The organism is Gordonia sp. 34D, assembly GCF_056682775.1.
On record NZ_CM155293.1, the window covers coordinates 1,766,911 to 1,784,300 of the forward strand.

General features: G+C 62.5%; 14 protein-coding genes and 1 tRNA gene. 3 read left to right on the top strand and 12 right to left on the bottom strand.

The window, feature by feature from the left end; all coding sequences use genetic code 11:
• Positions 1-14 precede the first annotated feature (14 nt).
• The 5 genes from thrC to AC1L34_RS08205 form a co-directional block, all read right to left on the bottom strand.
• Positions 15-1,100 carry a threonine synthase gene (gene thrC / locus AC1L34_RS08185; protein WP_424294611.1) on the bottom strand — a complete coding sequence of 362 codons (1,086 nt, stop codon included), beginning with the start codon at positions 1,098-1,100 and terminating at the stop codon, positions 15-17.
• Positions 1,093-2,400 carry a homoserine dehydrogenase gene (locus tag AC1L34_RS08190; protein WP_424294612.1) on the bottom strand — a complete coding sequence of 436 codons (1,308 nt, stop codon included), beginning with the start codon at positions 2,398-2,400 and terminating at the stop codon, positions 1,093-1,095. The genes thrC and AC1L34_RS08190 overlap by 8 nt, the downstream gene beginning before the upstream one ends.
• A complete protein-coding gene (lysA, locus tag AC1L34_RS08195) occupies positions 2,397-3,818 on the bottom strand; it encodes a diaminopimelate decarboxylase (protein ID WP_424294613.1) in 1,422 nt (473 codons plus the stop codon). Before lysA ends, AC1L34_RS08190 begins: the two co-directional genes overlap by 4 nt.
• Before the next feature lie 64 nt (positions 3,819-3,882).
• Positions 3,883-5,535: an arginine--tRNA ligase gene (gene argS / locus AC1L34_RS08200; protein WP_424323365.1), complete on the bottom strand. Its 1,653-nt coding sequence runs from the start codon at positions 5,533-5,535 to the stop codon at positions 3,883-3,885.
• 54 nt (positions 5,536-5,589) lie between these two features.
• Positions 5,590-5,973: a VOC family protein gene (locus tag AC1L34_RS08205; RefSeq protein WP_424294615.1), complete on the bottom strand. Its 384-nt coding sequence runs from the start codon at positions 5,971-5,973 to the stop codon at positions 5,590-5,592.
• 48 nt (positions 5,974-6,021) lie between these two features.
• On the opposite strand from AC1L34_RS08205, the gene AC1L34_RS08210 reads away from it, so the two are divergent.
• The gene (locus AC1L34_RS08210) at positions 6,022-6,822 is read left to right on the top strand and encodes a ribokinase (protein ID WP_480035265.1); all 801 of its coding nucleotides are present in this window, start codon (positions 6,022-6,024) and stop codon (positions 6,820-6,822) included.
• Here the strand turns inward: AC1L34_RS08210 and AC1L34_RS08215 are convergent.
• A complete protein-coding gene (locus AC1L34_RS08215) occupies positions 6,819-7,514 on the bottom strand; it encodes a haloacid dehalogenase type II (protein WP_424294617.1) in 696 nt (231 codons plus the stop codon). The two genes, AC1L34_RS08210 and AC1L34_RS08215, sit on opposite strands and share 4 nt — an antisense overlap.
• The gene (locus AC1L34_RS08220; protein ID WP_480035266.1) at positions 7,507-8,352 is read right to left on the bottom strand and encodes a shikimate 5-dehydrogenase; all 846 of its coding nucleotides are present in this window, start codon (positions 8,350-8,352) and stop codon (positions 7,507-7,509) included. The genes AC1L34_RS08215 and AC1L34_RS08220 overlap by 8 nt, the downstream gene beginning before the upstream one ends.
• A gap of 314 nt (positions 8,353-8,666) precedes the next feature.
• On the opposite strand from AC1L34_RS08220, the gene AC1L34_RS08225 reads away from it, so the two are divergent.
• Positions 8,667-10,019, top strand: a complete 1,353-nt coding sequence (locus AC1L34_RS08225; RefSeq protein WP_480035267.1) for an NAD(P)-binding domain-containing protein — start codon at positions 8,667-8,669, stop codon at positions 10,017-10,019.
• Between the two features lie 97 nt (positions 10,020-10,116).
• Complete coding sequence (locus AC1L34_RS08230) at positions 10,117-10,581, top strand: GNAT family N-acetyltransferase (RefSeq protein ID WP_424322724.1); 465 nt, start codon at positions 10,117-10,119, stop codon at positions 10,579-10,581.
• Between the two features lie 23 nt (positions 10,582-10,604).
• On the opposite strand, the gene AC1L34_RS08235 is transcribed toward AC1L34_RS08230, so the two are convergent.
• The 5 genes from AC1L34_RS08235 to AC1L34_RS08255 all read right to left on the bottom strand — a co-directional run bounded on the left by AC1L34_RS08235 (position 10,605) and on the right by AC1L34_RS08255 (position 17,353).
• Complete coding sequence (locus AC1L34_RS08235) at positions 10,605-11,297, bottom strand: pentapeptide repeat-containing protein (RefSeq protein ID WP_480035268.1); 693 nt, start codon at positions 11,295-11,297, stop codon at positions 10,605-10,607.
• Positions 11,298-11,527: 230 nt separating this feature from the next.
• A tRNA-Arg gene (locus AC1L34_RS08240) sits at positions 11,528-11,600 on the bottom strand.
• 66 nt (positions 11,601-11,666) lie between these two features.
• The gene (locus tag AC1L34_RS08245; protein WP_480035269.1) at positions 11,667-14,267 is read right to left on the bottom strand and encodes an AAA family ATPase; all 2,601 of its coding nucleotides are present in this window, start codon (positions 14,265-14,267) and stop codon (positions 11,667-11,669) included.
• Positions 14,264-15,610 carry a metallophosphoesterase family protein gene (locus tag AC1L34_RS08250; RefSeq protein WP_424322669.1) on the bottom strand — a complete coding sequence of 449 codons (1,347 nt, stop codon included), beginning with the start codon at positions 15,608-15,610 and terminating at the stop codon, positions 14,264-14,266. The genes AC1L34_RS08245 and AC1L34_RS08250 overlap by 4 nt, the downstream gene beginning before the upstream one ends.
• 228 nt (positions 15,611-15,838) lie before the next feature.
• Positions 15,839-17,353 (bottom strand): DHA2 family efflux MFS transporter permease subunit, encoded by a 1,515-nt coding sequence (locus tag AC1L34_RS08255; RefSeq protein ID WP_480035270.1) that lies wholly within the window; start codon positions 17,351-17,353, stop codon positions 15,839-15,841.
• Positions 17,354-17,390 lie beyond the last annotated feature (37 nt).

A 17,390-nucleotide genomic window follows, 5' to 3' on the forward strand; every position in this document is an offset into this window, starting at 1 on the left:
GCCGCTTCCACGTGTTAGTTCACGCCCAGCGCGGTGGCAACCGCAACGGGGTCGACCTCGATTGCATCGACCTTCGGCATGCCGAGAAGCGCGGTATCGGGGTCTTTCAAACCATTGCCGGTGACGGTGCAGACGACGGTCTCACCCGGCTTCACCCAGCCTTCTTCGTGCGAGGCGAGGAGCCCGGCAACCGATGCTGCCGACGCAGGCTCAACGAAGACGCCTTCCTGGCCTGCCACCAGCTTGTACGCCTCGAGGATCTTCTCGTCGGTGGCCGCGCGGAACATGCCGCCCGACTCGTCCTTGGCGGCGACGGCCTGGTTCCAACTGGCCGGCGAGCCGATGCGGATAGCCGTAGCGATCGTCTCCGGGTCGCTGACCGGCGCACCGTTCACCAGCGGTGCGGCACCGGCAGCCTGCACGCCAAGCATGCGCGGCAGCGAATCGATGATGCCGTCCGCGTGGTACTCGCGGTAGCCCTTCCAGTACGCGGTGATGTTGCCAGCGTTGCCGACCGGCAGCGCGTGAACGTCGGGCGCCTTACCGAGGACGTCAACGATCTCAAACGCCGCCGTCTTCTGCCCCTCGATGCGCGCCGGGTTGACCGAGTTGACGAGTTCAATCTCCGGGTAGTCGGAGGTAACCTTGCGGGCCAGTTCCAGACAGTCGTCGAAGTTGCCCTGCACCTGGATCACCTTGGCGCCGTGCATCACGGCCTGGGCCAGTTTGCCCATCGCGATCTTGCCCTCCGGAATGAGGACAGCGCAGGTGATGCCTGCGCGGGTGGCGTAGGCGGCAGCCGAGGCCGAGGTGTTGCCGGTCGACGCACACAACACGGCCTTCTTGCCGTTGTTCACCGCATTGGTGACCGCCATCGTCATGCCGCGGTCCTTGAACGAACCGGTCGGGTTGAGGCCCTCAACCTTCAGGTACACCTCGCAGCCGGTGATCTCCGACAGCACAGGGGCCGCCACGAGCGGCGTCGCACCTTCAAGCAGGGTGACGATCTTCCAACCGTCGCGGACCGGCATGCGATCGCGGTAAGCCTCGATCAAGCCGGGCCATCCACGGTGAACGGGGTGGTACTGGGTGTTAGTCATCGGTTCCCTCCAAGCGGAGCACGCTGGACACCTTCAGTACGGAGTCCATCTGTTCAAGTGCAGCAACTGTTTCCGACTGTGCGCGGTCGGATGCGCGATGAGTAACGACAATCAGGCGGGCGTTGTCGCCTGCACCTTCCTGTCGGACGGCGGCAATGCTGACATCGCGTTTGGAGAACTCGCCCGCGACCTGCTGCAGGACACCCGGCTTATCGGCGACCTTCATCGACACGTAGTAGCGGGTCGGCACCTCGTCGATCGATGCGATCGGTAGCGATGCGTAGGTGGACTCCAGCGGGCCGCGACCGTGGTAGACGCGGTTGCGGGCAGCCATCACCAGGTCACCAAGGACAGCCGATGCGGTGGGCGCGCCTCCGGCACCCTGCCCATAGAACATGAGGCGACCAGCATTCTCGGCTTCCACAGCCACGGCGTTGAATGCGCCGTTGACCGTGGCAAGCGGATGCTCCAGCGGCACGAGGGCCGGGTAGACGCGCGCCGAGATCTTTTCCCCCTCGGGCGTCTGGATGCGTTCGCAGATCGCCAGGAGTTTGATGGTGCAGTCGAATTTCTTCGCCGCGTCCAAATCCTTCGAGGTGATCTTGGTGATGCCTTCGCGGTACACATCCGACGCGGTGACGCGCGAATGGAAGGCGATCGAGGCCAGGATCGCCGCCTTCGATGCGGCGTCGTAGCCCTCAACGTCGGCAGTCGGATCGGCTTCGGCGTAACCGAGGCGGCCCGCCTCGGCGAGCACCTTGCCGTAGCTTGCGCCAGTCTCGTCCATCTCAGAAAGAATGAAGTTTGTGGTGCCGTTGACGATCCCCGCCACGCGGTTCACCGAATCGCCCGCGAGCGACTGCGTCAGCGGGCGGATCACCGGGATGGCCCCGGCGACGGCGGCCTCGAAGTACAGGTCAACTCGATGCTCTTCGGCGGCCTTCGACAGTTCGCCGGAGTGTGCGGCAATCAGCGCCTTGTTGGCGGTGACGACCGACTTCCCCGACTCCAGCGCCGCCAAGATGAGACTGCGGGCCGGCTCGATGCCGCCGATCAGTTCAACGACCATGTCGACGTCGTCCCGGCTGATCAGTTCGGCCGGATCGTCGGTCAGCAGGGCGGAATCGATGCCGTCGCGGGCAACACTCAGGTCGCGGACGGCGACGCCGCGCAATTGCAGCGGTGCTCCCACGCGGGCGCGCAGGTCGTCGGCCTTCTCGCTGAGAATCCGGACAACCTCGGTGCCGACATTGCCCATGCCCAATACGGCTACGCCGATCGGACGCGATGATTCGTTCATTGCGGCTCCATCTCCAGGCTTAAGAAGTCCTCAACCGTTTCGCGCCTCAGCATGAGACGTGACTGGCCGTCGTTCACTGTCGCAACCGCTGCACGCGGCACCATGTTGTAGCGACTCGACATGGAATAGCAGTAAGCGCCGGTTGCACCCACCACGAGCAGATCGCCCGGTGCCAGGTCTTCCGGCAGCCAGCAGTCGCGGATAACGATATCGCCGCTCTCGCAGTGCTTGCCCACCACCCGGCAAACCACGGCTTTGGCCGTCGAAACTCGCGAAGCCAGCCGGACGTCATATTCGGCGTCGTACAGCACGGTACGAATGTTGTCGCTCATCCCGCCATCGACCGACACGTAGCGTCGAACGGTGCTGCCGTCGAGGGCGACGTCTTTGATCGTTCCAACGCGATACAGGGTGACCCCGGCCGGTCCGGCGATGCCGCGGCCAGGTTCCACAGCGATGGTCGGCATGGGGAGGTCGAGGGCCTCACTCTCCTTGCGGACAATCTCGGCGAGCGCTTCGGCGAGCACGCTCACCGGCGGCGGGTCGTCGCTCTCCAGGTACGAGATTCCCAGTCCTCCGCCGAGGTCGAGGATCTTAAGCTGACGGGTCTTCTCGACGCCGAACTCTTCGACGACTTCAGCCAGCAGTCCGAGGACCCGGCGTGCGGCGAGCTCGAACCCATCAATCTCAAAGATCTGCGAACCGATATGGCTGTGCAGACCGACGAGTCGGAGGTTCTCGGTGGCGAAAACGGCGCGGACCGCGTCCATCGCCTTGCCGCCGGCGAGAGCGAAACCGAACTTCTGGTCCTCGTGTGCGGTCGAGATGAACTCGTGCGTGTGCGCCTCAACGCCCGGTGTGACGCGCACCAGCACGTCCGCGACCAAGCCCCGCTCGCCGGCGAGACGGTTGAGTCGTTCAATCTCGATCATCGAGTCGAGCACGATGTCACCGACACCGGCTTCCAGGGCGGCAATCAGCTCGTTTTCGGCTTTGTTGTTGCCGTGCAAGGCGATGCGTTCGGCCGGGAACCCCGCGTGCAAAGCGATCGCGAGTTCGCCGCCGGAGCACACGTCGAGCGACAGCCCTTCGGACTCAATCCACTTCGCGACCTGCGACGTCAAGAAGGCCTTGGAGGCGTAATGCACGCGACCGTACGGGCCAAACGCGTTCTTCATGTCGGCGCACCGCGAACGGAAGTCCGCCTCGTCGTAGATGAACAACGGTGTTTGGTACTCGGCAGCGAGCTGATCGACCGGGACGCCGCCGATCACGACAACGCCGTCGTCGTTCCGGGTAGTTCCGCGCGGATATACCTTCTCCGGAATTCGAGACAGCTCTTCGGGCTGATTGGGCCGCTCCGCCAGATGCGGGGCGGCAAGGATCTCGGCATGCCGAGGGCCTGCGGGGTGTGCCATCACATACGCTCCTGCATCACGTTCTGGATAAGGACTCGTTCACGAAACTTTCTTCGGGTCGCCATTACATCTTTTCGGGCGCACTGACGCCGACCAGCGCGAGACCGTTGGCGAGCACCTGGCGGGTCGCCTCGCACAGCGCCAGTCGTGCGGCGTGAATGTCGGCAAGTTCCTCGTCGCCCTGCGGCAACACCCGGCACTTGGCGTAGAACCGGTGGTAGGTACCAGCGAGGGATTCAAGGTAGCGCGAAATGCGATGCGGCTCGCGCAGTTCCGCGGCTGTCGCAACGACCTCGGAGAAGTCGCCGATCGTGCGGATCAGGTCGCCTTCGGATGGATCGTCGAGCAGATCCAAATGCTCGGTGCTCAGCGTGAGGCCCAACTCCGCAGCGTGTCGTGCCAAAGCCGACAGTCGTGCATGGGCGTACTGCACGTAGTAAACGGGGTTGTCGGATGACTGCTTCCGAAGCAGGTCCAGGTCAATATCGATGTTGACGTCGATCGACGACCGGATCAGCGCGTAGCGGGCGGCGTCCACACCGACGGCGTCGACGAGGTCGTCGAGCGTAATGACGGTCCCCGCGCGCTTCGACATGCGGACCGGCTTCCCGTCCTTGACGAGGTTCACCATCTGCCCGATCAGGATCTCCACGGCATCCGGGTTGTACCCGAGCGCAGCGGCGGCGGCCTTAAGCCGCACCACATAGCCGTGATGATCGGCACCCAGCATGTAAATCAGGTGGTTGGCGCCGCGCTGGTGCTTGTCACGCAGGTAGGCGATGTCGCCCGCAATATAGGCGTGGTTGCCGTCGCTCTTGATGACGACGCGATCCTTGTCGTCGCCGTACTTCGTCGACCGCAGCCACCAGGCACCGTCGGCTTCGTACAGGTTGTCGCTGGCCTTGAGTTCGGCGATCGCTTCGTCGACGAGGCCACGGTCGAACATCGAGTTCTCGTGCGTGTAGACGTCGAAGTCGGTGCCGAACTCGTGCAGGGTGCTTTTGATGTGACTGAACATCAACTCGACGCCCTCGGCGCGGAAAGCCTCGCGCGCGTCGTCGACCGGGAGATCGAGAATGCCGGGAATCTTCTCGACGACAGTTGCGGCGATCTCATCAATGTACTGACCCGCGTAGCCGTCCTCCGGGGTCGGCTCGCCCTTCGCCGCAGCGATAAGGGAGTTCGCGAAGCGGTTGATTTGCTCGCCGTGGTCGTTGAAGTAGTACTCGCGGGTGACCTGCGCTCCGCGAGCTGACAGCACGCGGCCCAGGGCATCGCCGACCGCCGCCCAGCGTGTGCCGCCGAGGTGGATGGGGCCCGTCGGGTTGGCCGACACGAACTCCAGGTTCACGTTCAGCGCGGCAAGCTCGTCTCCGCGGCCATAGGCCTCGCGTTTGTTGAGAACGGTCGCCACGGTCTGGTTCTGCGCGGCCGCAGCCAAGCGCAGGTTCACAAAGCCCGGTCCAGCAATTTCTGCCGAATCGATACCCGGATCTGCTTCAAACTCTGCGGCCAACCACGTCGCCAATTCGCGAGGATTGACACCGGCGCGTTTGCCGAGTTGGAGGGCCAGGTTGGTCGCGTAATCCCCGTGCTCGGGACTGCGCGGACGCTCCACCACCACGGTTTCCGGAATCAGCGACAAGTCGAGGTCATGAGCCGAGAAAACCTTCTGCGTCGCAGCGCGAAGCAGAGCAGCAAGTTCAGTGGGAGTCACAGGAACATATTCTATTGTCCGCAGGGCGGTTCGCGACAATCGGGGGATGCGGCGTCACTGCAGGTTGAGTTGCCACGAGACACCGAACCGGTCGTTAACCCAGGCGAAGGCTTGCGAGAAGCCGTAGTCCCCAAGCGGCATCAGCACTCCGCCGCCCTCACCGAGCAGCTCGACGAGACGTTCCAACTCGTCGCGCTCGGTCACGTCAACGAACAGTGAACTCGACGGCGTGAAGTCGAAGGCGTGGTCGACGGCGCTGTCGGAGACCAGGATTTTCTGACCCGCTAATTCCAGTTCGGCCAGCATGATCCCCTGTGACGGGTCCGGATGCGGCTGCGAGGACACGACGCGGCCGTCGGGGAACGCAGTCAGGTACAGGTCGATCGCGGAGGCGGCTACGGCCCCCTGAAACATGAGGAACGGGCGGATCTGCGTCATACGGGCAAGCGTAATGGCGACCGGCGTGCCTGTCGCTACGGTTAGCCCATGACTTCCGTTGTCGTGGTCGGCAGTATCAATCTCGACGTCATCACCCGGTGCGAGCGATTTCCCGATCCCGGCGAGACTCTCGCGGGGATCGACGTACATTTCGGGCCGGGAGGCAAGGGAGCCAACCAGGCTCGGGCGGCATCGATGGCTGGTGCCGAGGTGTCCTTTATCGGTGCCGTCGGTGACGACGCTGCCGCCACCACCGCTGGAACGGCCCTCCGGGACGCAGGCGTCACGACACACCTCGCGACGGTTTCCGGACCAACCGGCGTCGCCGCCATCACCGTCGACGGATCCGGCGAAAACATGATCGCCGTCGTACCCGGGGCAAACGCCGAACTTGCGCTGAGCCCGGCTGACCGCAACCTCATCGCTGCATCCGACGTCCTGCTCCTGCAGCTAGAGATTCCTCCGCCGGTCGTCCTCGATGCCGCCCGAACCGCACGCGCGGCAGGGACGGTGGTCGTGCTGAATCCATCGCCCGTGCGGGAGGTACCGGACGAACTGTGGTCGTTGATCGATGCCGCAGTCGTCAACGAAACCGAAGAAGCCGCCCTCACCGAAGTATTGGCTCGCGTGCCGACCGTGGTGACCACTCTCGGCAGTCGTGGAGCAAGGATGCGGTGGGCATCCGGGTCGATGCAGGTGGACGGGCAGACCGTCGATGTCGTCGACACCACCGGCGCCGGTGACGCCTTCACCGGGACACTGGCCGCGAACTGGCATTTGTCCGCCGCCCAGCGGTTGACCCTAGCCAATACGGCTGGCGCACGCGCGACGACAACGATGGGTGCCTAACAACCAAGCAGCTCGGCCAGTTCGACAATGCTGTGGACGTGGAAGCGGTCGGCTGGATCTCGCGAAACCAATTTAGGCTCCGGCCCCCATTCCGTCGGGCGCTCAACGTAGGCGGTCTGGAGGCCGAAGCTCCGCGCAGCCTCCAAGTCCGCGGTGTGGGTGGCGACCATCATGACTTCGGCCGGTTCCACCTGAAGCAGTCGTGCCAGTCCGAGGTACACCTCGCCCGCTGGCTTGTAGTGCCGCCAGAGGTCGGAGCCCCCGATGAAATCCCAGGGGAAGTCACTGGTCTTGGCCATCTCATTCAGTAGCGCGACGTTGCCGTTACTCAGTGCGCTAATGGTGAAGTGTGCCTTCAACCGGTGCAGCCCCTCCGTGGAGTCAGGCCAGCCGGGCAGCATGTGCCAGGCGTGCACTGCGCGGTCGAGTTGAGTCTGCGTCGCGACAGTTCCGTGCTGTGCCCGCAGCAGTCGATCGAGCGTCTCGCGGTGAAGGTCGTCGAGCAGTGTCCAGGGCCGCGTGCCGTTCTCTACTTCCGCCAGGATCGGGCCGTACGTGCGGCGCCAGTCGCGAGCCAACTGCGACGAATCAATCTCCGGAAACACCCGGGCCAGTACCGAACTCACACCGGAGTGCCAGTCGGAGACGGTGCCGAAGGTGTCGAAGGCGAGGACCTTGACGCCCTCAGGCACGCGAATACTCCGATGCTTCGCGGATCTGGTCGGGCGTCGGTGTGATTCCCGTGTACAGCGTGAACTGTGCCGCCGCTTGGCCAGCAATCACTGCATCACCACTGATCGTCTCAACACCGCGGGCCCGCATCGCCCGGACCAGCGGGGTTTCCGGCGGCATCGCCACCACGTCCAAGCAACCGGAAGCGACGTCGACCACGTCGGCCGGGAACGGGAAACTGTCGGCGGCGGGTCCATCCGCCATGCCAACCGGAGTGGCATTGACCAGGATTGTCGGACGCGCCAACCCAAGATCAGCGGTATGAACAAACCCATACTTTGCCGCGAGTGCCGCGCCGGCGGTCGGATTACGGGCCACCACCGTGACGTTCAGGAAACCGGTATCACGTAACGCCGCAACGACAGCTTTTGCCATTCCCCCACTACCCGCGACAGCCACCGCTGCCGAGCGATCGAACGAGGACGCTGTCAGCAGGTCCGCAACGGCTTGGTAGTCGGTGTTGTAGGCGCGCAAGACACCGTCGTCGTTGACGATGGTGTTGACCGACTCGATCGCGGCGGCCGAGCGTTCCATTACGTCGACAAGTTCAATGACGGCTTCCTTGTACGGCATCGACACGGCGGCGCCGCGAAGCGGCAGACCGCGGATCCCGGCTACCGCACCCGCGATGTCGGCCGGGGCGAAGGCTTTGTAGACGAAGTTCAAGCCGAGTTGGTTGTACAGGTAGTTGTGGAACCGAGTCCCAATATTCGACGGTCGCGCCGCAAGCGAGACGCACATTACGGTGTCGCGATTGAGTGTCCGCGCGTGCTGTGCGTCTAAGGAGTCACCTGTCATGCGCTCGAGATTATCTGCTCGAAAACCCTCACGCACACTGACGAAGATTTGGAATCAAACAACACCGATTTGCGCAAGTGCGACTTTCCAGTATACCAGGTCAATTTGACTCCTTGTGGCGAGTTTGACATAAGTCGAATAATTCACCATCGTGGGTTGGTATCGCCGAAATTTTCGAGTTCTAAACTACCGTCCATCTACGGCGATAGAAGTGGAGTTGGCGAGGGCGCCCACTAGGGAATCGCCGCCAATGAAAGGTTTGAATATTGAAAACGTCTAATCGAGTCGCCATTATTGGAGCGGGACCGAGCGGTATGGCCGCTCTGCGCGCATTCAACTCAGCCCAGCGCACAGGCTCGGACATCCCGGAAATCGTCTGCTACGAAAAGCAGGATGATTGGGGCGGCCAGTGGAACTTCACGTGGCGCACGGGAACCGACGTCTACGGCGAACCGGTCCACTCCAGCATGTATCGAAATCTGTGGTCGAACGGCCCGAAAGAAGCCCTGGAATTCGCCGAATACACCTTCGACGAGCACTTCGGTCGCCCCATATCGTCATACCCTCCCCGCGAGGTTCTATGGGACTACATTAACGGTCGTGCGTCGAGTTCGGGAGTAAAGGAAAGCGTCCGTTTCGCACACGCCGTTCGACGTGTTGAATTCGATGACGCTTCACAGCAATTCACTCTCACAATTGACAACCTCCGCGAAAAGACTTCCCATGTCGAAATCTTCGACGAAGTCATCGTGGCTACGGGGCACTTCACTGTTCCTAACATGCCCGACATCGACGGAATTGAATCGTTCCCCGGCGAAGTCATTCATGCACACGAATTCCGCGGAGCCGAACGCTTCGCTGGGCAACGGCTGCTCATCATCGGCGGTTCGTACTCCGCCGAGGACATCGGCATCCAGTCGCACAAGATGGGTGCCCGTCAGGTCACGATGAGCTACCGGTCGCAACCGCAGGGCTTTGCGTGGCCAGAGAGCGTCGAAGAGAAGCCGCAGGTTTGCCAGATCGACGGAACCATCGCAACATTCGCCGACGGCACGGCACGCGAATTTGACGCCATGATCCTGTGCACCGGCTACCTGCACCACTACCCGTTCCTGCCTCGCGACCTCCACCTGAACTCGCCGAACAACCTGTACCCCGAAGGCTTGTACCGCGGCGTCACCTGGCAACAAAACCCCAAGCTGCACTACTTGGGCGCCCAGGACCAGTGGTTCACCTTCAACATGTTCGATGCACAAGCATGGTTTGTCCGCGACCTCATCCTTGGTCGGATCGCCATGCCAAGCACTAACGAGCGCGCCGCGAGTATCACCGAGTGGTCGGACCGTTACGCCACCGTCGACGATGATGCCGCCGCCGTCCAGTTCCAGGCCGATTACATTCGCGACCTGATCGAGGCCACGGACTACCCGATGTTTGATCTCGACGAAGTCGTCCGGATCTTCCTGTCGTGGAAGGCCGACAAGAAGAAGAACATCCTGACCTACCGCGACCAGGCGTACACGTCAGTCATGACGGGAACCCCGTCGTTGATCCACCACACCCCGTGGATCAACGAACTCGACGATTCCCGCGAGCGCTACCTGATGAGCCAGCCGCGCGCCGACCGCGCCCAGGCCGGCGACAGCAAGCCCGAAGTTATCAAGTAGCTTTCTTCACCAACGCTGAAGCCGGGACGGTCGTACCGTCCCGGCTTTTGCGTCTTCTCCCGACCCGGCGCTGGATATATCACCGATACTGAACGGCATGACTGCAGAGTTGCCCGAGCCCATCAAGGTCGACGACCGCTTCGAGTTCTCCTCCGACCGCGATCGCCTCGATATCGACGTCATCATCAGGTTCCTGTCGAACGACGCCTATTGGGGTCAGTGGCGCAGCGTCACCGATATTCGGGATTCCATAGATGGTTCATGGCGCGTGGTCGGTTGTACCGACTCCACTACCGGTGAATTCGTGGCTTTCGCTCGGGCGATTTCGGACGGTGTCACGGTCGCCTACCTCTGCGACGTATTCGTCGTCCCGGCCGCGCGCGGGCACGGGTTGGGCAAGAAGTTGGTCGACGAGATGATCGAGCGAGGCCCCGGCGCACATTTCCGCTGGCTGCTGCACACCGACGACGCCCACGGCTTGTACAAGCAGTTCGGCTTCACCGAGCCGGACTCCACAGTTTTGGAACGCCGACGCATCCGGCCCATACCGCCGCGACCGTAGTTGTTGTGTGGCCGCGGGTCGCACTAGCGACCGCGTTGGCCGCTGGCCTCATCCTCGATGAGGGTAATTCCGAAATACTCAGCGAAGACCGGTGCTAGCTCACTCGCCTGAAATGGCGTCATCGTTACCCCTTTCAAGCTTTCCGCACCTCCGGAAATTCTACGCAATTCGAGCGTCCGCAAGTCGACGTTCTGCAGCTTTGACTCGCTGAAATCGAGACTATTTACGGTGGTGTTGACGAATGAAACTCGATTTGCTTTCGCGCCCCTCATGTCGAGTTCGTCGATGATGCAATCAGAGAAAAGCACGTCCGTCAGTTCGGCAAAACGCAAGTTAATGTAGCTGACCTTAGAGTCACTGAGGTGCACTGATTGCCAACGGGCTTCATAAAACTCTACTGAACCAAGACGCGAGCCATTGATTTCCACGTTCCGAAGCCGCGACCTGGACGCCTGGAACCTTGGCGAGTTCAAACCGTCGAGTCTGGTATCAACAAAGCTTGCGGCAAGAAAATCCGCATTGTCAGCGGAGAGGTCCCGAAATTCACATTCGGTGAAGGCCGTTCCCGTGAGGTCTCGATCACTCAGGTCGAAGGCAGTAAATCTTTCACTGTCGTAACTCTCATGCGGCTCAAGTCGGTCGATTTCGCTGTCAACAATATGATCGAGATCAATTCTTTCAAGCCTGGGAGAAAGAGCGCTCCGCTTCTTATTCATGCATTCCTAACAACGGTAATAGTCCTAGGGATAATTCAAGTATCGACCGTCATACACCTGGGACGAAACTGTACACGCGCCCGGTGACACCCTCGAGAGCCAAATCTCAGTTGAGCTTTCGCTCCCCAGATGCGTGCAGCGAAGTTCCGTGACGCAACGATTGGGCACGCATCTGGCACGAAAGCCGCTGGCCAGGACTGAAAACAGTCCTGGCCAGCGGCTTCACTTTGTGCCCCCCGTAGGATTCGAACCTACGACCTTCTGCTCCGGAGGCAGACGCTCTATCCCCTGAGCTAGGGGGGCTCATTGGGCGAGAGCAACATTAGCGCACCTGCTCGCCCGCGCCCAACACCGGGGCGCAGTTTCCCGTCAGACTGCGATCAGCTTGGCCCCGACCACATCTCGATACCGGTCGGGTGTGCAGGTCAAGACAATGATCTGCGCGTCACCCCCGGAAGTTCCCAGAACCTGCGCCATGGACGCCAGTCGCGTCGGGTCGGTGTAACCCAACGCATCGTCGAGAATTAATGGAACGCCGTCGGCCTCGTCAACCAAGGTCGCACAGGCCAAGCGCGCCAACAGGCCAAGCTGCTCTTTGGCGCCGCCGGAAAGTGCGTCAACATCAACGGTGACGCCATCGAGCGTCCGCGTCGAGATCACAAAATCATCGTCGACCCCGAACTTCACATCGTCACCGAACACCGGACCAGCCAACTCCTCGAGGCGATCGGTGAAGGGATCGACATAGCGCGCGCGTGACTCGTTCCGCTTGCGCTGCAGGGTCTCGTGAAGCACTCGGGCGCCTGCCGCCCGCTCTGACACTCGTTTCAATTGCGCTGAGGCAGCATCATTTTCGGCAACGGCATCGGAAAGTTCATCGAGCCTGCCATCGGCCCGACACACATCGAGCCGCGTCGACAGCTCCGTCTGCAAACGCTTTTGTTCGGCCAACTGCTGCCGAACGCGTGTCTGTGCCGCCTCCGCTTCACTCAGCGCCCCGCGCAAGCCATTCAAGTTCAGCTTCGCCAATTGCTCACGTACCTTCGCCAGCACGGCGGTGGCAGCGTCAAGGTCAGTTTGCGCCTGCACCACGCGTTCGACGAGCATCTCGTCAGAGGCCTCCGCAGCAGCAGAATCGATTTCCGCACTGAGTGCGGCCGCCTCCTCAACGCTGCGAACTCCGGACTCCTCCAGGGTCGTCGCCCGCAAGGTCTGTTCGCTTGCCGATGCGATCAGGGCATCGCGCCGACGATCTGCCTGCGCAATCAGGTCTGCGAGCTCACGCTCAGCGCGCCGCAGTTCGACGGGGTCACCAGCCGCCTCGTCGCTCGGTTCGGGGAGGCGTCCGACAATGTCGAGCCGCTGCTTCTCCAAATCTTCGGTACGCGTACCGCCAAGCTCGCGGGCAATCGCCCGCTCGGCTTCAGCGATCTGACGTACCGCTTCCGCGCGACGATTCGCCGCTGGCGCAACTTCCGCGAGACTCTTGAGCCCGCAGCGGGCCAGCAGTGCTTCCTCACGTTCCCGCAAACCGGCGAGTTCGGTCGCCAGAACTGCCGAATCCGCGCCCGGCAGCACCTCGATACGAGCAACTCCAGGAACCTCGATGACCGTCACATCCGCAGCGGACACCTCCCGCCGATGGTCAATGGTGTCGCCACCGATCAACACATCGGTGGTGCCGAGACGAGTCACCGAGACGGTCGCGGTGGCGGCGTCGAGCCGGGCAGTAAGTGCCGTGAGGTCCCGATCGAGTGCCGCCGCGAGCCGAACATCATCATCGGTCACCACAATTGCCGCAACTTGATGCTGAGCCGATGTGAGTTCGGTCCGGAGACGCCCAACTTCGGCCAGCGTCTGATCCAGACGAGCCAACCGTGCCCGATCGGCGGCAATCCGGGAGGCCGCTTCGGCCGCAGCGAGATCGGTTCGCATACTCGCAAGGGCCGCCTGCGACGTTGCTAGTTCGGCAGCGAGCGCCTCCGCCTGCTTCGTGGAAACCCCAGCGTGTTTCCGCGCCTCAGCGATTGCCACTGCATTGGCCTCGGCCGAGGCACGAAGTTTCGACAGGCGGGCACGCGCATGTTCCCTGGCCGTCACCGCGGCGAGCGCCTGCTTATGCACCATCGCCTTAGTCTCGACAATCGCGCGGGCGGCCGTCGCCTTCTCCCCGACAGCTTCCGCCTCCGTGAGCGCTGCGCTCGCCGTCGACGCGTCGACGTCGCGCTGCTGCTCATCAACAAGGAGTTGCCTAATCGACTCGGCAACGCGCGGAAGTCGGTCTGCGGCGTCCTGCACGCCCTTCAGGATCTCCTCCCGTTCGGCAACCTGCCTGGCCGCGGATGCCGCAGCGGCTTGTGCGTCAGCGAGTTCACCGGTCGGGCGGCCCTGCGCCAGCGTGAAGTACTTCTTGTACTCAGTCGTCACTGCAGCGGCGAGCTCCAGCATTTGCGGCGACTCACCGCCGTCGGAGTCCGATTCGGCTTGTCCCGCAGCATGGTCAAGGGCTTGCGACAGCGCCGAACTATTCGCGAGATCGCCGAGTTTCGGGTCTGCCGACTGCAGCAGTCGCAGCGCCCCGAACAACGTCTTGTCGAGCGATTCGGCGAAGATCTGTTCCACTCGCTCGTGCGCTTCGCGTCCTGCCAACTGCTCGCGAGCCGGCTCAAGGATTGTGAGCGAGGTTTCCGGCTGCCGGTTGAACCGTTTGAAGTACTCGAACCGCCAAGGGCCGCAAGAAATTTCGGCCCAGATTCCGGTTCCGACGTCACGGCCCGACGGTTGCACAGCCCGCACATTCTTCGATTTGCTGCTGGCTTGCGTCGTCAACAGGAGGTCGAAGGCTTCCATCATCGACGACTTCCCTGCCTCATTGTCGCCCTCGATCACCGTGACGCCGGCATCGGCAAATTCAATCTCTCGAGAAGCGACGCCGCGGAAGTTCTCAACGCGCAGTCGGTGCAGTCTCATCGCGCCGCTCCCGAAAGTCGGTACAGCAAACCGAGAGCCGATCGTGCCGCAGCCGCATCGGCGGCGTCAGCGGAATCCGCGCTTGCGCGCTCTGCGAGCTCGGCTGCCGCCTGCGCCGCATAGCCACCGAGGTCGAGTGCAGTGATATCCGAAGGGTCGGAGACGACGGTGAGGTCATGGTGCCGTTCCCAAATCTTCAAGGCGGCGAAGCGGTCACCGAACTCTTCCAGCAGATCATTAAGCGCGACATTGTCTGCGACGCTGACGGTGCCGACTAAGGAAATCTGCACCACGGTGCGCGACTTTTCGTCGACTGCGGACAGCGTTTCACGCAGGCGAGCGATGTCTTCGGGCCCATTCATGTCGTCACGGATGGTGCGGAAAGCCCACTGTCCCACTCGATGTGGGGTGACATTGACAGTTGAGGTGGTGCCGCGTGCGAGCGTGACCTCGAGGACGTTGCCTGGCGCATGCTCCACGTGGTCGAAGGCGGTGACTTCCGGGGCACCGGAGTACCAGATCCGTCCGGAGTCGCCTACCGAAGTGACCGAGTGACGGTCGCCGAGGGCGACGTAGTCGACGAGTTCTGCGGCAACCGCAACGTCGAGGGTGGCTGCCCCGACCGTGGAGGGATCATCGTTGGGGCTGAGGGCATCGACGCCGCCGTGTCCGACGACGATCCGGATGTCGTCGGAGGCCGCGAGCGAAGCGACTTGGTCGTTGACAAGGTCGGACAGCGGGCGCTTAGTTGTCCAGGGGGCGGCGACAAGGCTGACGCCGTCACGGACCCGGACAACTCCAGCTTTGTCGAGGACCACGACGTTGTCGGGGCAATTGGCGGTGAAGTCTTTTGAGCGGTAGACGCTGGTGGCGTCGAGTGGATCGTGGTTGCCCGGCAACAGGTACACCGGCACCGGGTATTCCCCGAGGGCGGCGAGCGTTCGACGAATAATGCGGGTGGAGACGCGCGGATCGTCGAAGACGTCACCGCACACCACCACAAACTCGGCGCTTGTGGTCCGCGCGAGTTCTCCGATGCGAATAACAGCGTCTTCACGAGCGGCGTTGTAGGTGTGCTGCGCCTCCCCAGCCAGGAAGTGGCGCGTCATCCCGAGTTGCCAATCCGCGGTGTGGAGGAACGTCACTTGATGGGCTAGCCCAGCTTCGGGTTCTGCGTCGCCGGTCCGATCAGTGGTATTGGCCACCACGGGTGCGACTACCGGGGGCGCGACTACCGGTTTCACCGAGAACAACGCCAACGGTTCAGGTTCGTAATCGAACAGGGGTTCCGTCACACAACCCCCGGACTCGAGCGATGCACCGTCGAAACTCGGTGAAGCCACGCCGTCCCCTTTCGCCACCTTTTGCGTGGAAGTTCGGATTTCCACTCTGCCAAGACGATGTTACGAGGCCCCTCTGACAAAACCGGTCAGGTGCATCCTTCAGTGTCGCCGACCGACCCTCGCCCCCGCGGCCCGCCTGCTCGTTCTCGCATGATGCGTCGATTCCCGCACTATGTCAGACATAGTGCGGGAATCGACGCATCATGCGAGAACGAGCAGAGGGTGGAATTACCTGGGCGCGTCGGTGTCGGCCGCCGGGCCGAGCGTCTCCTTATTGAAAGGCTCCTTGGGCGATCCGGTCGGGACAAGCAACAGGGTGACGATTGCGCCGACCAGCAACACTGCCGCACCGAGGTAGATCGAGTCGCCCATCGCGCGCGCAAACCCGTCGCGCAGAAAGTCCGGCAGTCGCTCGACGGTACCGGTGTGGCTCTGCGTGTCGACCCCCGGCAACTCAGCCGACAATCGCGACATCATCAGCGCACCGATACCGGCCGACCCGATCACGGAACCGATGACGCGCGTGGTGTTGTAGACGCCCGCCCCGGCACCGGCCTGATACCAGGGCAGGTTCCGGGTCGCGGTCGCCGCGAGCGGCGCCCAAATAGCCGCGCTGGCAATACCCATCAGCATCGTCGGTAGTAACAATTGCCAGACCGGCGTATCCGGACGGAACACCGCACCGGCCCAGAAGGAAGCCACCGCGTAGGCAAACAGGCCCGACGACACGATGTTCCGCGGATTCACCCGATCCAGAATCCGACCGACGATGGGTGCCAGGATGCCAGTCAGCACGGCCATCGGAACCATGACGAGCGCCGACCGCAGCGGCGACATCCCGCCGACCAACTGCAGGAAGAACATGATCGGAATCATCGAACCAGACACGGCGAAGCCCATCGCGGCGATACCAATGTTGGAGACGGAGAAATTGCGGTCGCGGAACAGCGACAGCGGGACCAGCGGTTCCAGTCGCGTCTTCGCTTCCCACAGCACAAACAGCACCATGATGACGATGCCGCTGCCGATTAAGGCCCAGATCCAGCCGGCCCAGTCGTAGGATTCTCCCTCCTGGATCCCGAACACCAATGCACTCAGGCCAACGGCCGACAGACCGACACCAACCCAGTCGAACTTGTGATCGTGAGTTTCGACGCTCGGCACGTACATCGCCGCAAGCACCAGTCCGGCGATGCCGACGGGCAGGTTGACGAAGAAGATCCATTCCCAGCCGAACGAGTCGGTCAGGATGCCGCCGAGAAGTGGTCCGACGAGCGTGGCAACACCGGCGACAGTGCCCCACACGCCCATGGCGGCGCCACGTCGTTCCGGCGGGAAGATGCGGGTGATCAACGCCATGGTCTGCGGCGTAATGAGCGCGGCACCCAATCCCTGCAGGGCGCGCGCGGCGATGAGTTCGCCGATGCTGCCAGAGAGGCCGCACCACACGCTCGCGGCGGTGAAAAGGATCAAGCCTGCCTGATACACCGTCTTGGGACCGATTTTGTCGCCAAGACGACCGGCGATGAGCAACGGCACCGCATATGTCAGCAGATAGGCGCTTGTGACCCACACAATGCCGTTGACGTCGGCATCGAGCGCGGACATGATCTGCGGCTGTGCGACCGCGACGATTGTCATGTCGACGAGGATCATGAAGAAGCCGACGCAGAGAGCGATAAGTGCCGCCCAGGGCCTATCGGTGACCGATTTGAAAGCTGTGGCTTGCGGAGTCGAGGTCACCCGAATCCCCTTTCGCGTTGATGAATGTTCGCAAGGT

Excerpts from the sequence above, each read along its gene's own strand:
- thrC (WP_424294611.1), bottom strand. The coding sequence starts at position 1,100 with ATGACTAACACCCAGTACCACCCCGTTCACCGTGGATGGCCCGGCTTG.
- AC1L34_RS08190 (WP_424294612.1), bottom strand. The coding sequence starts at position 2,400 with ATGAACGAATCATCGCGTCCGATCGGCGTAGCCGTATTGGGCATGGGC.
- lysA (WP_424294613.1), bottom strand. The coding sequence starts at position 3,818 with ATGGCACACCCCGCAGGCCCTCGGCATGCCGAGATCCTTGCCGCCCCG.
- AC1L34_RS08205 (WP_424294615.1), bottom strand. The coding sequence starts at position 5,973 with ATGACGCAGATCCGCCCGTTCCTCATGTTTCAGGGGGCCGTAGCCGCC.
- AC1L34_RS08210 (WP_480035265.1), top strand. The coding sequence starts at position 6,022 with ATGACTTCCGTTGTCGTGGTCGGCAGTATCAATCTCGACGTCATCACC.
- AC1L34_RS08220 (WP_480035266.1), bottom strand. The coding sequence starts at position 8,352 with ATGACAGGTGACTCCTTAGACGCACAGCACGCGCGGACACTCAATCGC.
- AC1L34_RS08225 (WP_480035267.1), top strand. The coding sequence starts at position 8,667 with ATGGCCGCTCTGCGCGCATTCAACTCAGCCCAGCGCACAGGCTCGGAC.
- AC1L34_RS08230 (WP_424322724.1), top strand. The coding sequence starts at position 10,117 with ATGACTGCAGAGTTGCCCGAGCCCATCAAGGTCGACGACCGCTTCGAG.
- AC1L34_RS08235 (WP_480035268.1), bottom strand. The coding sequence starts at position 11,297 with ATGAATAAGAAGCGGAGCGCTCTTTCTCCCAGGCTTGAAAGAATTGAT.
- AC1L34_RS08245 (WP_480035269.1), bottom strand. The coding sequence starts at position 14,267 with ATGAGACTGCACCGACTGCGCGTTGAGAACTTCCGCGGCGTCGCTTCT.